Origin of the sequence: Herminiimonas sp. (assembly GCF_030645555.1) — a bacterium.
Taxonomy (GTDB): domain Bacteria; phylum Pseudomonadota; class Gammaproteobacteria; order Burkholderiales; family Burkholderiaceae_D; genus Oxalicibacterium.
Genome location: NZ_JAUSME010000015.1, coordinates 1 through 12,422 on the forward strand (window position 1 = coordinate 1; position 12,422 = coordinate 12,422).

Genomic DNA, 12,422 nt, shown 5'->3' on the forward strand with positions numbered 1-12,422 from the left:
TGCGCGATCAAATCGCTGCCCACGGCAGCGCTACCCTGACGCTCGATCTGGCACCCGGCAAGACGCTGGAACGCGTACTGGCGGAAGTCGCGCAGCCGCGCGGTTCACGCTCGATGGCCAGCCACCTGCAAAGCAAGGTCGGCATTACCGGCGTGAAGGCGGGTTTGTTGCGTGAGTGTGTGGATAAAGCAGATTATGCGCAGCCGCAAAAACTGGCGGCGGCCATCAAGGCGCTGCCCTTGCAACTGCTGGCAGCGCGCCCTATCGATGAAGCGATCAGCAGTGCCGGCGGCGTCTTGTTTGAAGCGCTGGATGAACACTTGATGGCGCGCGCGCTACCGGGCGTTTTCTGCAGCGGCGAAATGCTCGACTGGGAAGCGCCTACCGGCGGCTATCTGCTGAGTGCATGCTTTGCCAGCGGACGGGCGGCCGGCCTGGGTGCCGTCGCATGGCTGCAATCAAGAGATTGATGATCGCCCGGGCCGCGCATCAAGCGAGTCCTACACCAAGCCGTGATTGCTCAATTCTTTTTTGATATACGCATAGAACACTGGCGCCGCAATCACGCCGGGGATGCCGAAGATGGATTCCATCACCAGCATCGCTGTCAGTAATTCCCAGGTGCGCGCATCGATATGCTGGCCGATGATTTTTGCGTTCAAAAAATATTCCAGCTTGTGTATCGCCATCAGGAACAGCAGCGAGCCGAGCGCCGTATGCAGCGAATGCGACAGCCCGATGATCACCAGGATAGTATTGGAAATCAGATTCCCTATCACCGGCAACAGGCCAACCAGGAAGGTGACGACCACCATCGTCTTGCGCAAGGGCAGCTCGATGCCGGCCAGCGGCAGGATCACCACCAGATAGATGCCGGTCAGCACCGCATTGATCGCAGCGATGCGTACCTGGGCAAACACGATATTGCGGAAGGCATTGCGCAAAGTCACCACGCGCGCATGCATGGCGGCCGCCAGCGGTTGATAAATCGGGGTCGTGGTCGAGTCATACAGCGCCGCCATCGCGCCTATGATCATGCCGATCAGGATATGCGCCAGTATGCGCGCCGCCTCCTGTCCCATGGAGCGCGCCTCGAACGCATGCGTCTGCAGCCAGTTCGTGATGCGCTCACGCAGCGCATCGGCATCAACCGGAATATAGGACGCCATCCATGTCGGGATCTGGCTGCGCGAAGCTTCCAGTATGTCTGCCATTTTTTTCAGCAGCACCGGGATGCTGCCGGCATCGCTTTGCAAAAAGCGGATCAGGGCCCAGATCGCGATCGACAGCGCGGCGACGATGAAGCCGCTTAACAAGGCAACCGCGAGTACCTGTGCGCGCCGCCCGACCAGCTTCTTGCCCAGCTTGGGCGCCAGCAAATGCACCAGCGAAAATACCAGCAAGCCGGAAAACATCGCCGCCAGCAAGCCTTTGTACATGACCAGCAGCAAGGCGGCGGCGGCCAGCGCATAGGAAGCGATCACGACCGGGTTGGGTTTGGATGGAGCGAGCATGGATGACCGGTTAAAAGTGACAGGAAGTAGGCATTATTTCAAAGGAATCGGATTAGTGCGCGGCACCGGCACGGCAGTCACGCCATTTTTCGGACTGCCTTCTATCAGCCGGTCGGAATACGTCAGGTAGACCAGCGTATTGCGCACCGGGTCAACCACGCGCACGATATGCAGGCGCTTGAATAAAATCGACTGCCGTTCGGAAAACACATCTTCCTGTTTTGGCAATTTGCCGACGAAGCGCAGGCTGTCGCCGACCTGGCGGCAGGCTATCGAGGCGTCGGCGGTATCTTCCGCCAGACCGACCGTGCCGCTGATGCCGCCGGTACGCGCACGCGATACAAAACATGAGACGCCCAGCACTTTCGGGTCATCGTAGGCTTCGATCACGATGCGGTCATTCTTGCCGAGGAAACGGAATACCGTGCTGACCTCGCCGATTTCTTCAGCTTGCGCCGGCAGGCTGAGCACGCTTGCTGCTGCCAGCATGTATCCTGCAAAAATATGACGCACGGGCATCTCCAGTTTGATTGCACTTCAGATTGATGCGCCATGCATGGCTGCAAGAGCCTAAGCATGGGCGAGGAAGACAGCTTACCCACATAGGCCGGGCCTGAACAGTCACATTGCAAAACAAATTTGTCGGTCGGCATGGAATGGACGCGTCATGCAGGCGCATCGGGAATCGGCGGCGACGCGCACGCCATGTAATAATTCCGCATCCAAACACTTTTACAGGAAGCCCTCATGATTCTCGAACTCGTAGACATCCGTATCCAGCCAGGCAAGCAAACCGAGTTTGACGCCGCCGTGCAGCGCGGGCTGGAACAGGTCATCGCCAAGGCCAGGGGCTACCAGGGACATATCATCAACAAATGCATAGAGACGCCGGAACGCTATGTCGTGATGATTTACTGGACCACGCTGGAAAACCATACCGTCGATTTCCGCGAATCAGCAGCCTTCCAGGAATGGCGCGCCATCGTCGGCCCGTTTTTCGCCGCACCGCCGGCAGTCGAGCACTTCAATCTGCTGTCCAAATCGGCTTGATGTCGCTGGCTTGAACTTGCCGGCAGCGCCGGACAGAACCAGCCCCGCTTTTGCCGTCACGGCAGCAGCGGGGCTTTTTTGTCAATCAGGTCAAGCGCACTGCCGGCGCTGCGCCATCAGCTTTTTTCAGGATGATAGCTGCTGAAATTTTCTGCATAATCCCTGAAATTCTCGCGCAGCATTTTTTCAAATTCGTCACGGAAATAGGCGACCGCCGGCTCGATTTCGTTCTTGAAAGTTTCTGCATTCGGCGCATCGACTGAAACGGTAAATGCATTGAAACGCGCCGCTGCATACAGCATCGCAGCGCATACCTGGCCGCGCTCGGCGCCCTTGCAATTTTCATTCGCAAGATGGACGAAGGTATCGGCCACATCCCAGAATTTGGCGTTGGGATCCGGCGCCTTGCTGGTAGGCCGGGTCAAGTCTTTTGCGTTGAAATTGTCGTCGCTCATGATGTAGGGTATTGAATGGGATGGCAGATGCATCCTCGTGATGGAAGGGCCGGCGTTTTCAGGCGCCGCTTACGGCGCAATAACGGCGCTGGCCAGAGACACAGCGCTGCATTTTTGCGTTTGCAGCACTATAACTTAAAAAACAAACAGCTTATGCGCACGCAGCCGTGGCGGCTCCCTCAGTCGCTGCCAGCGCAACGAATTCGCCTTGCAGCTTGCCCACTTGCCGGCCCTCATATTCCAGCACTGCGATGACGGATATGCGCGCCCGTCCCTTGCGTAGCAGCGTGCGCACAAAGCGCTGCCAGTCGGCCGCTTCGGCCAGACAGGAGCGCGCCGTGAACCTGCCCTTGATAGGCAAGGCATATTCCATCGTGTTGCTTTGTATGACGAGCTGGCTGGTGATGGCGGCACTCTTGAGCCGCACATGCAGCAGCGACCATGCCGCGAGTATCGCTACCGCAGAAGCGCTGCCGCCAAACACAGTTTCCATGTGGTTGATGTTGGGCGCCAGCGGCGCAGCCAGGATGACTTCTTCTTCCTGTGCGCTGATCACCTGAACCTGCATCGCGCTGGACAAGGGTATGTGATCGTATAGATATTGCTGCAGCGTCTGCTCGTTCAATGTCTGTCCCTTCATTTGGCCCTGCCTGCGCTCACTTGCCGCTGCGCTTTTGCTCTACCAGATCGCTCAGCAAGGTCAGCTGTTCCTTTTGCAGATCCAGCAAGGCGCTCCACTGTACATCCCTGAGCATATCCATCTTTTCATGCAGCAGCATGATTTCCAGTTCTGCCTTCAGGTTCACTTCGTAATCGTGCTGCGCCGTCAGCCTGTCTTTTTCTGCCTGGCGGTTTTGCGACATCAGGATGACAGGCGCCTGTATCGCCGCCAGCATCGACAGGAACAGGTTCAGCAGTATGTAAGGATATGGATCGAAGGCCTTGTCATAGTGCAGCAGGATAAAGGAATTCGATACCACCCAGACCAGCATCGTCGCCGCGAACAAGCCGATGAAAACCCAGGAGCCACCAAACGCAGCGACCGCATCGGCCGCGCGCTGGCCCCTGGTGGCGCTTTCTTCATCATCCTTGCCAGTGTCGCGCGCAATGTGCGTGCGCGCCATCATGTGGTGCGTTACCTTTTGCGCACTCTCGTCGAGCTCCTCATAGGGTTTGCCGAATAATTTACGGGCCGCGTCATCATGCTTGTGCATAGTTAATCCTGTCTGATCTGCGCATGGGAAATAGTCATGCACAGCTTGCGACCACACCCATTTACTGCAGTTCCGGCTAGCCGGTCTTTTTCAAATTGTCCAGCTGACGATCATGCAGCCGCGCCAGCAACACGACCGCAACCGTCGCCCCGAGGAAGGCCAGCCACATATCGGATGGCGTATCCCATTGATCGCCCTGGGTGCCGAGGAATTCATCGGCGCCCTGTCCCATGATCAGCGCCGCCCACCACTCGATGACTTCATACCAGGCACTGATGGCCATCGCGACGCAGATACCCAGGAAAGCGACCATCTTTTTTCCCGATACATAGTTGCCGCGCACGAAAATTTCCTTCGCCACCAGCGCCGGCACCAGCCCTTGCCAGAAATGGCCCAGCTTGTCGTAGGGGTTGCGTGCCAGCGAGAATGCATCCTGCACCCAGTTGCCGAGCGGCACCCGCGCATAGGTATACGTGCCGCCGCCTATCAGGATCAGCGCATGGATGAAAATCAGCACGTACAGCAGGTTCGTCAACGGGAAGCGCTTATATGTAAAGGCGAGGACCGGTAGCGCAATCAATGCCGGCATCACTTCCATCAGCCACGTCAGCCTGTCGTAGGGATCAATCGCGGACACGATCAGTGCCATCAGCAGCGCGGCAGCGGCTATCAGCAGCGCGGTTTTTTGTGCGGTATCGGCAGGTTTTTTGTTCATGGGCGCATGGAATTCGTAATCTGGCTGGATGATTTTTTATATGGCGAGGCAAGGCATCGCTCATTGTGCGGACTGCGGTAGTGGGCTGCTGTGGCGGCCTGGAACGCTATCGGCACACTACCCATTCCGCGATGGCCCGACTATAATACGACGCCTGATGGCAGTTGCGCCCGAATAATCGGGGCCATGCCTGAACAATATTTTTATCCGACAAGCCTGCAATGAGAATGACCAGAGCGATGCATCGTTGTGCTGCCTGGATCGCATGTTTTGCGATCCTGCTGGCATCCCTTGCGCCCTCGATTTCTCATGCCGTGGCTGCCGCCCAAGGCACGCCTAACGCCTGGATAGAAATCTGTACCGTTGATGGCAGCAAGTTGATGATGGTCGATGCAGACCAGAATCCGCAAGCGCCGACGCCGGCCGAAAAGGCCATCCATTTCGAACATTGCCCATTCTGTCTGAGCCATGCCGGCTCATTCGGCTTGCCGCCTGCCGCTGACTTCGTCATGCCGGTAGTCAGCGGCGACCACGTACTGCCCTCCCTGTTTTACCAGGCATCGCGCCCGCTGTTTGCGTGGGCCGTTGCACAACCGCGCGCTCCCCCAGCTCTCTCCTGATCGTTACCGAGTACCGATAGCCGCGCCGGCCTGATGGCCCGCGCTTGCCTGTCGGCGTGTCCTCATATCGAACCAGGAGCTTGCCATGTCTACCCGACGCAAGTGGGTCATCGCCCTTAATGTAATCGCCATCCTCATCGCATCGCTGTCGTATGCGATGCACCGCACTGCCATTTTTCACACCAAAGCCGCCGGCCCCGCCGTCGAGATGCAACTCGTCCCGCTGCCGACCGCAGTCGATGCCGGATGTGCACCATCGTGCGTCATCACGAACCGTGCTGCACTCGGCATCACGCATTAAGCATCAAGCCGCGCGCCTTCCATACTCTCATTCAAGGAACCGTCATGAAAAAACTTTTACTCGCCACCCTGCTCACCATCATCTCTACCGCACCGTTCGCACAAGTCACCATTACCGATCCATGGGTGCGCGCCACGGTTCCGACGCAACACGCCACCGGCGCCTTCATGCAATTGAGCAGCAAGACCGGATCACGCCTGGTCGCCGTCAGCTCGCCGCTGGCCACCACTGAAATCCATGAAATGGCGATACAGGGCAATGTGATGCGCATGCGCCAGATCGCCGGCCTCGATCTGCCGGCCGGCCAAACCGTCGCCTTGAAACCGGGCGGCTATCACGTGATGTTTTTCGATCTGAAAAACCAGATCAAGGAAGGCGATGTGATCCCGCTGACGCTGGTATTCGAGAACAAGGACAAGAAACGCGAAACGCTGGAATTGAAAGTGCCGGCACGCGCGCTGACAAATAGCGACGCACACGCAGCACACAAGCACTGATCGCCGTGAGCGAGATGCTGCGCACCCGCGCAAAACATGCCCTCGACGATCACGTCTGTGGCGCCGTTAATGAATTCCTGCAGGAACATTGAAATGTCATACCAATTCAAACCACTCTATGTGGCGTTCGGCATCGCGCTGGCCCACGGGCATATGCCTGCTTACGCGCAGATCACTATGCCGATACCAGATGAAATCCTCGATGAAGTCGTCGTCTCCGGTTCGCGTACAGCGACGCTGTTGTCGGAAACGCCAGTCGCCATCGGCGTCGTGCATGAAGCCGAACTCAAGCGCGACAAACCGAAAACGGTGGGCGATATCATCAATCGCATTCCGGGCGTGCACTGGAACGATCTGGGCAATGAGCAGCACAGCATGGGGATACGCCAGCCCTTCAGCACCAACAGTGTGTACCAGTATCTGGAAGATGGCATTCCGATCCGGCCACTCGGCGTGTTCAATCACAACGCCCTGAATGAAATGAACATGGCCGGCAGTGAAAGCGTGGAAGTCGTCAAGGGTGCCGCGTCGTCGCTGTACGGCAGTAACGCAGTCGGCGGCGCTGTCAACTTCATGACTGCACGTCCATCCCGCACGCCGTATGCCAGCGTCGGTGCGCGCTACGACAACATCAACGGCTACCAGCGCGTCGACACTGCCGCCAGCAATACCTGGGGCGATCTCGGCCTGCGCTTCTCGCATTACAGCTCACGCCGCGACCATAACAACTGGCAGGAATACAGCAATGCCAGCAAGGATTCCTTTTCACTGCGCGGCGATTACAAATTAAACGCGTCGTCTGTGCTGCGTGCCACGCTGGTGCATACCGATCTTGATTCCGCGATGACCGGCAGCGTGTTTGAAAACGATTACCGCAACAATCCGGGCAAGAGCATCAACACCTTCACCTATCGCAAAGACAAGGCTACGCGCGCCAACGTCGCATGGGAAGGCGAAACCACGCACAACGGCATCAGCACCGTCACCGTGTTCGGACGCAGGAACGATCATGGCCAGATACCGAGCTATACGATAGGCAGTTGCGTCGCCAATGTCTGCAGCGGCACGAAAAACAATAATCATGTCGAATCGCTCGGTCTGGATGCCAAGCATCAGCAGGAATTCGACTGGCTGCGCGCACGCCTGGTGGCCGGCATCTATATCGACAAAAGCAAGAACCCTTATACGAGCAGCAATCTGACGATTGCGCGCGACCCGGTTAGCGGCAGATATCTCAGCTACACCCCGTCGGCCAGCCTGTCCGGCGTGCGCGATTATGAAGCCGAGATCGACAACAACGCGGTCTTCGCACAATTTGAAATCTCGCCTACTGACAGGCTGCGCCTCGTGATGGGCGGCCGCTACGATGCGATCAACTACGCCTACACGAACAAGCTGGCGCCGAGCGGCAGCGCCAATTTCGGCGCGCCCAACGAGGAACGCAAGTTCTCCAGCTTCAGCCCGAAAGTTGGCGCGACCTATGCAGTCAGCAAACAGACCAGCGTGTACTCCAATATCAGCAAGGGATTTACCCCGCCGGAAGTCAGCCAGCTGTATGGCAAGACCGGCATCCCCGATCTGAAACCGGCCACCTACAACAACTATGAACTCGGCTTGCGCATGGCCTTCCTGGAAGGCGCATTGAAGCTCGATTCGGCGCTGTACCGTCTGGATGGCCGCGACACGATCGTCAGCTACACCATCACGCCGGGCAACAGTGAAAACCGCAATGCCGGTCGCACCCGCAGCCAGGGCCTGGAACTGGGTCTGAGCTGGGAAAAAGGCGTATTCGACGGCCGCTTCGGCACCACGATTGCCAAGCATCGCTTCCTCGAATACAAGGCCTCGTCCACACTGGATTACAGCGGCCGCGAAATGCCGCAGGCGCCAAGCGACATCAGCACCGCTGAAATCGGCTACAAGCCGTTCAAGGATGCGCGCATTGCGCTGGAAGTCGTGCACCAGGGTAAATACTGGATGAACAACGCCAACACGGTTCGCTATGCCGGCCACACGCTGCTGAATGTGCGCGGCCATGTCCAGGTCGCCAAAGGCTGGCAGGCATGGGCGCAGGTGCGCAATCTGGCCGATAGACAGTATGCCTACAACGCCAGCAGTTCCTACAGCGGCACCGGCACGTATACCGCCAACACGCAAAACAGCTATACGCCGGGCGAACCGCGCAGCGTGATGGTCGGTTTGAACTACACCTTTGACAGCAAATAGTCAGCACGACAAGCAGCGCGGCCGTCTTGCACGGTCGCGCTGAACGACAGGGAAAAGACATGACTTGCAAAATAAATCACCCGGCAGTGCCAGATGCGCGCGCTCCATCGCTGCTGGCGCGCCGCAAAAGCCTGTTCTGGCGCATCCACTTCTGGTCGGCGCTGATCGCCTCGCCATTCGCATTGATTGCGGCATTGACCGGCATTCTGTATATCTTCGCGCCGCAAATCGAGGATGCGCTGTATGCCGACATCGATCATGTAGTGCCGGTCGGCGCCATGCGCACGCTGGACGACGCAGTGCATGCGGCGCGCGAAGCGGCGCCGCATGGTGCGGTATTGCGCTCCGTGATTCCGGCACTGAACGCCACCGATAGCGTGCGCGTACTGTTCATGGTGCCGGATGTCGTTGGAAGCGCCGCCGGCGGCGAGCATGCGATGCACAATCGCACACCGGCTGCCAAGCCCAGCAGCACGGCGCGGTCCGGTCCTCCTACCATCGCCTATGTCGATCCTTACGATGCAAAAGTGCTGGCCATCATGCCTGCCGAAGAACGTTTCGGTACCTGGTCCAAACGTTTGCATTCATCCTTGTTGCAAGGTGAAAACTGGCGCTGGATGATAGAACTGGCAGCGAGCTGGCTGATGGTGATGCTGCTGACCGGCGTTTATTTATGGTGGCCGCGCAATGATGAAAAAATGCTGCCGCAGCGCGGCGTCAAAGGCCGCAAGTGGTGGGCGCAGTGGCACAGCTTCATCGGCATCGTGTTGAGCATCATGAGTTTGGTGATCCTGACTACCGGCCTGACCTGGAGTAAATATGCAGGCGAGCAGGTACGCCTTGCACGCGACAGCATAGGTCAGGCGCCGCCGCAAGCGCCGCGCAATCTGCAGTCGACACCGATAGAAGGACAGGCAGCAATGACCTGGCAAGCCGCCGCCGATGCAGCACGCCGGCAGGCGCCTGCCGTTGCGCTGCAGTTGACTGCACCGCGCGGCGAATTTGGCACATGGCGCATCAATAACTACGACCGCTCGCAACCGGAAAAGCGCGTCGACATGGTGCTCGATGCCTACAGCGGCAATGCACTGTTTTACGCCGGCTGGAAAGACCAGACCCTGTTTTCAAAAGCAACCGGCATCGGCATCCCCTTCCATCGCGGCGACTTTGGCTGGTGGAACCAGATCCTGCTGGTGGTCTTCGGGCTGGGTATAGTGTTCTCGCTGATTTCCGGCTGGGTCATGTTCTTCAAGCGTCGCAAGACGGGCTCATTCGGCTTGCCGAAACTGTTGCCCGGCGCATGGAAATCGATGCCGGCCGGCGGGTGGATTTCCGCCCTCATGATGTTTGCGCTCATGCCTGTGCTTGCAGTGTCTGCCACCTTCCTTGCTGCGCTCGAAATCTGCCTGCACTATCGGGCCGGCAAACCATCCTGACTGGCGACCACTGCGCAAGACTGACTGCCGATAAAGGTAAAACAGTATCAAGATGTTACTATTCTGAAACTGCACGCCCGTCGGCAGGTGGTAGTCCACGCCTTGCCGCTGTATGCATCGTTCGGAATTTGGTGTGACGCGCCATACCGCTTCGATAGATAGATGTTGTCGATGCGCATGCATCCAGGAATGTTTGTTATGACGATAGTCACGGTATTCAACCAGAAGGGCGGCGTGGGGAAAACCACGACTGCACTCAATCTGGCCGCAGCGCTGGCGCGGCGCGGTTGCCTACCGTACGGCATCGATCTGGATCCGCAAGCGCATTTGAGTTCGATTACCAACGTTGTGGCCAGTTCTGGTGACGATACGATACTCAGTCTGTTTCAGCGCAATCGACCGCTACGCGAGCTGGTGCGCATCTCGCCAAATAACGACCTCCGCATCATCCCCGCCCATCTGGAATTATCGAAAGTCGATACCCTGTTCGGCAAAGGCTTTGACGTCGTCAACATGCTCAACGCGCATATACGTGGCGAAAAATTGAATGACGAACTCACGCCGGTGATGATCGATTGCTGCCCGTTGATCGGCGTGCTGTCGCTCAACGCGATCTTTGCCTGCGACTGCATGATCGTGCCGGTATCGGCCGATCATCTGTCAGCAAAAGGGGCGATACAAATCGATAAAACCCTGAAGGCACTGGAACCGGTATTGAAGCGTCGCATAGACAGGCGTTATCTGCTGACGCGTTTTGACGGACGACGCAAGATGGCGTGGGAAGTACGCAAGATGCTGGAAGATAGATTCGGTGCCGACGTATGCCGCACCAACATTTCAGAAAATGTCAGCCTGGCGGAGAGCCCGGCATATAACAAAACGATATTCGAGCACGCGCCAAACAGCCGCGGCGCACTAGACTATGACACCCTGCTCGACGAGTTGCTGGCCGACGGTTTTATCAAAATCAGGGAAGCAGAAGAATCCGAATCAGCGCGAGATGAGCGTCAGGATATCGTCGACTGAATGTGCAATGCCGGGGCGCTGAACACGACCTTTTATATTGCAACGCAAGACTTCGCAATGGCGATACATCTGTCGCAATTTACGTTCGGCATCTTCGCGATCCATCCCGCCGATCACGATACTTTCTATCTTCTGGCCTTCGCGCGTCTTCACTGAAAAATCAAATTTCAACATGAATACCTCTCACAAAATCGAGTATTTCGCATGACTCCCCCGTAGGATGTCTGAAAACATTAACATGTAGCAAGCAATACATTGTCTGCATGTAACCTTTCTTTACAAAAAGACACCATTTTTGTCACAAAAAGTGCCCATCTACGCGCAAAACGTCGGAAATTCGTCACATTTCACCCTCCGTGTGCAACCGACACAGCAAATTAATGTCAGTCGTGATCTATAAGGCAAGATTCACGCCTGCCTGATCCATGCAAAGTTGAGTCCTGCATCCGGGCTACACGCAACCATTGCTACGCTGTACAGTCACAAAGGGGTCACCTTCAACTTTCCCGAGGACTTCTCATGCGCATAGATATATACCGAAGAGCAGAACATGCCGGCCACTTTTCCTATCTGGCCGTGCCCGAAGGCAGGATGATCCCGGAAGAAGTCGTCAACACGGATTGGGAGCCGATAGATCGTAGTGTGGATGTAGCAGACGATGCCACGCATCTGGCAGATTTTTCCATCGATGATCCGCTCGCCCAAATCCAGGCCAAAGGTTACGCCATCACCAGCGCCCGCAATCTGCCGCATGCAGTGCCATAACCCTGATCGCATGGCCAGACTTGCGGCGCGGCACGCGCGTATTTTTTAATTCCTGTGCGATAAATGACGCAGCTGTACTTGCACAGTGCAGCTGCCGTTGCGTACGCATGCGTAATCAGCATGCGGATAGGGGATCAGGCATCCGGTGCGCAAGGGACCGGACAAGTGCTGGAGGGAAGAGATGATCTGTGCGGGCCGCCCGCACAGTCTTAAAAAACGCGCTGTATCAAGCGGTGGCGGAAATCAGGTTGACGCTGCTGGTGGCATTGGCGATGTCTTGATCGAATCGACCGTAAGTCTGGGCCAGTTGTGTCGTGAGCCTGGTCGCCGCATCGAGATTGGTCTGCGCATCCGTTTTGACAGCTTCCTTGCTGGCTTCGCTGGTCTGGTATGCGACCAGTTCCTGCAGGCTGACCGTACCATCCTGATTGGTGTCGGCTGCATCATAGGCTTCGGTGGCTGCAGCTTCTTGCGCAGCGCCACCTGCGGCGCGAGGCGGTGGCGGAGGTGGCGCACCAACCGCCTGCGTGCCTGCACTGCTGCCATCGACCGCGCTCGCACTCTGTCCATCCGGCTGATCGATGCTGGAAGTAAACTCAAGCT

General features: G+C 57.3%; 16 protein-coding genes and 1 pseudogene. 9 read left to right on the forward strand and 8 right to left on the reverse strand.

What is annotated here, in order from left to right:
* The coding region (locus Q7T06_RS00415; RefSeq protein WP_304778270.1) for an NAD(P)/FAD-dependent oxidoreductase at positions 1 to 470 on the forward strand (470 nt) is incomplete at its 5' end.
* A 30-nt stretch (positions 471 to 500) separates the two neighbouring features.
* On the opposite strand, the gene Q7T06_RS00420 is transcribed toward Q7T06_RS00415, so the two are convergent.
* Positions 501 to 1,514: an AI-2E family transporter gene (locus Q7T06_RS00420; protein WP_304778273.1), complete on the reverse strand. Its 1,014-nt coding sequence runs from the start codon at positions 1,512 to 1,514 to the stop codon at positions 501 to 503.
* 33 nt (positions 1,515 to 1,547) lie between these two features.
* Entirely contained in the window at positions 1,548 to 2,003 is a 456-nt protein-coding gene (locus Q7T06_RS00425) for a CreA family protein (RefSeq protein WP_370652323.1), read from the reverse strand.
* A gap of 258 nt (positions 2,004 to 2,261) precedes the next feature.
* Here Q7T06_RS00425 and Q7T06_RS00430 point away from each other — a divergent pair, with 258 nt between their 5' ends.
* On the forward strand, positions 2,262 to 2,564 hold the full coding sequence (locus Q7T06_RS00430) for an antibiotic biosynthesis monooxygenase (RefSeq protein ID WP_304778279.1): 303 nt from the start codon (positions 2,262 to 2,264) through the stop codon (positions 2,562 to 2,564).
* A 116-nt stretch (positions 2,565 to 2,680) separates the two neighbouring features.
* On the opposite strand, the gene Q7T06_RS00435 is transcribed toward Q7T06_RS00430, so the two are convergent.
* From Q7T06_RS00435 to Q7T06_RS00450, 4 genes are all read right to left on the reverse strand, one after another.
* Positions 2,681 to 3,019, reverse strand: coding sequence for a DUF3144 domain-containing protein (locus Q7T06_RS00435; protein WP_304778283.1), 339 nt, complete (start codon positions 3,017 to 3,019; stop codon positions 2,681 to 2,683).
* A gap of 151 nt (positions 3,020 to 3,170) precedes the next feature.
* Entirely contained in the window at positions 3,171 to 3,659 is a 489-nt protein-coding gene (locus Q7T06_RS00440) for a YiiD C-terminal domain-containing protein (RefSeq protein ID WP_304778286.1), read from the reverse strand.
* A gap of 16 nt (positions 3,660 to 3,675) precedes the next feature.
* Positions 3,676 to 4,233: a DUF1003 domain-containing protein gene (locus Q7T06_RS00445; protein WP_304778289.1), complete on the reverse strand. Its 558-nt coding sequence runs from the start codon at positions 4,231 to 4,233 to the stop codon at positions 3,676 to 3,678.
* 76 nt (positions 4,234 to 4,309) lie between these two features.
* A complete protein-coding gene (locus tag Q7T06_RS00450; RefSeq protein WP_304778292.1) occupies positions 4,310 to 4,948 on the reverse strand; it encodes a DUF2238 domain-containing protein in 639 nt (212 codons plus the stop codon).
* A gap of 239 nt (positions 4,949 to 5,187) precedes the next feature.
* Between Q7T06_RS00450 and Q7T06_RS00455 the strand changes: the two genes are divergently transcribed.
* The 6 genes from Q7T06_RS00455 (at position 5,188) to Q7T06_RS00480 (ending at position 11,054) form a co-directional block, all read left to right on the forward strand.
* The gene (locus tag Q7T06_RS00455) at positions 5,188 to 5,568 is read left to right on the forward strand and encodes a DUF2946 domain-containing protein (RefSeq protein ID WP_304778315.1); all 381 of its coding nucleotides are present in this window, start codon (positions 5,188 to 5,190) and stop codon (positions 5,566 to 5,568) included.
* 85 nt (positions 5,569 to 5,653) lie between these two features.
* Positions 5,654 to 5,869, forward strand: coding sequence for a hypothetical protein (locus tag Q7T06_RS00460; protein ID WP_304778295.1), 216 nt, complete (start codon positions 5,654 to 5,656; stop codon positions 5,867 to 5,869).
* A 44-nt stretch (positions 5,870 to 5,913) separates the two neighbouring features.
* The gene (locus Q7T06_RS00465; protein WP_304778297.1) at positions 5,914 to 6,366 is read left to right on the forward strand and encodes a copper chaperone PCu(A)C; all 453 of its coding nucleotides are present in this window, start codon (positions 5,914 to 5,916) and stop codon (positions 6,364 to 6,366) included.
* A gap of 93 nt (positions 6,367 to 6,459) precedes the next feature.
* Positions 6,460 to 8,592, forward strand: coding sequence for a TonB-dependent receptor (locus Q7T06_RS00470; RefSeq protein WP_304778300.1), 2,133 nt, complete (start codon positions 6,460 to 6,462; stop codon positions 8,590 to 8,592).
* Positions 8,593 to 8,651: 59 nt separating this feature from the next.
* Positions 8,652 to 10,028, forward strand: a complete 1,377-nt coding sequence (locus tag Q7T06_RS00475; protein WP_304778303.1) for a PepSY domain-containing protein — start codon at positions 8,652 to 8,654, stop codon at positions 10,026 to 10,028.
* A gap of 198 nt (positions 10,029 to 10,226) precedes the next feature.
* Positions 10,227 to 11,054, forward strand: a complete 828-nt coding sequence (locus tag Q7T06_RS00480; RefSeq protein WP_304778306.1) for a ParA family protein — start codon at positions 10,227 to 10,229, stop codon at positions 11,052 to 11,054.
* On the opposite strand, the gene Q7T06_RS00485 is transcribed toward Q7T06_RS00480, so the two are convergent.
* Positions 11,019 to 11,228: a hypothetical protein gene (locus tag Q7T06_RS00485; protein ID WP_304778309.1), complete on the reverse strand. Its 210-nt coding sequence runs from the start codon at positions 11,226 to 11,228 to the stop codon at positions 11,019 to 11,021. The genes Q7T06_RS00480 and Q7T06_RS00485 overlap by 36 nt on opposite strands.
* A 345-nt stretch (positions 11,229 to 11,573) precedes the next feature.
* Here Q7T06_RS00485 and Q7T06_RS00490 point away from each other — a divergent pair, with 345 nt between their 5' ends.
* Complete coding sequence (locus Q7T06_RS00490) at positions 11,574 to 11,819, forward strand: DUF6139 family protein (protein ID WP_304778312.1); 246 nt, start codon at positions 11,574 to 11,576, stop codon at positions 11,817 to 11,819.
* A gap of 226 nt (positions 11,820 to 12,045) precedes the next feature.
* On the opposite strand, the pseudogene Q7T06_RS00495 reads toward Q7T06_RS00490, so the two are convergent.
* Positions 12,046 to 12,422: pseudogene (locus tag Q7T06_RS00495) on the reverse strand (hypothetical protein); the annotation flags it as partial.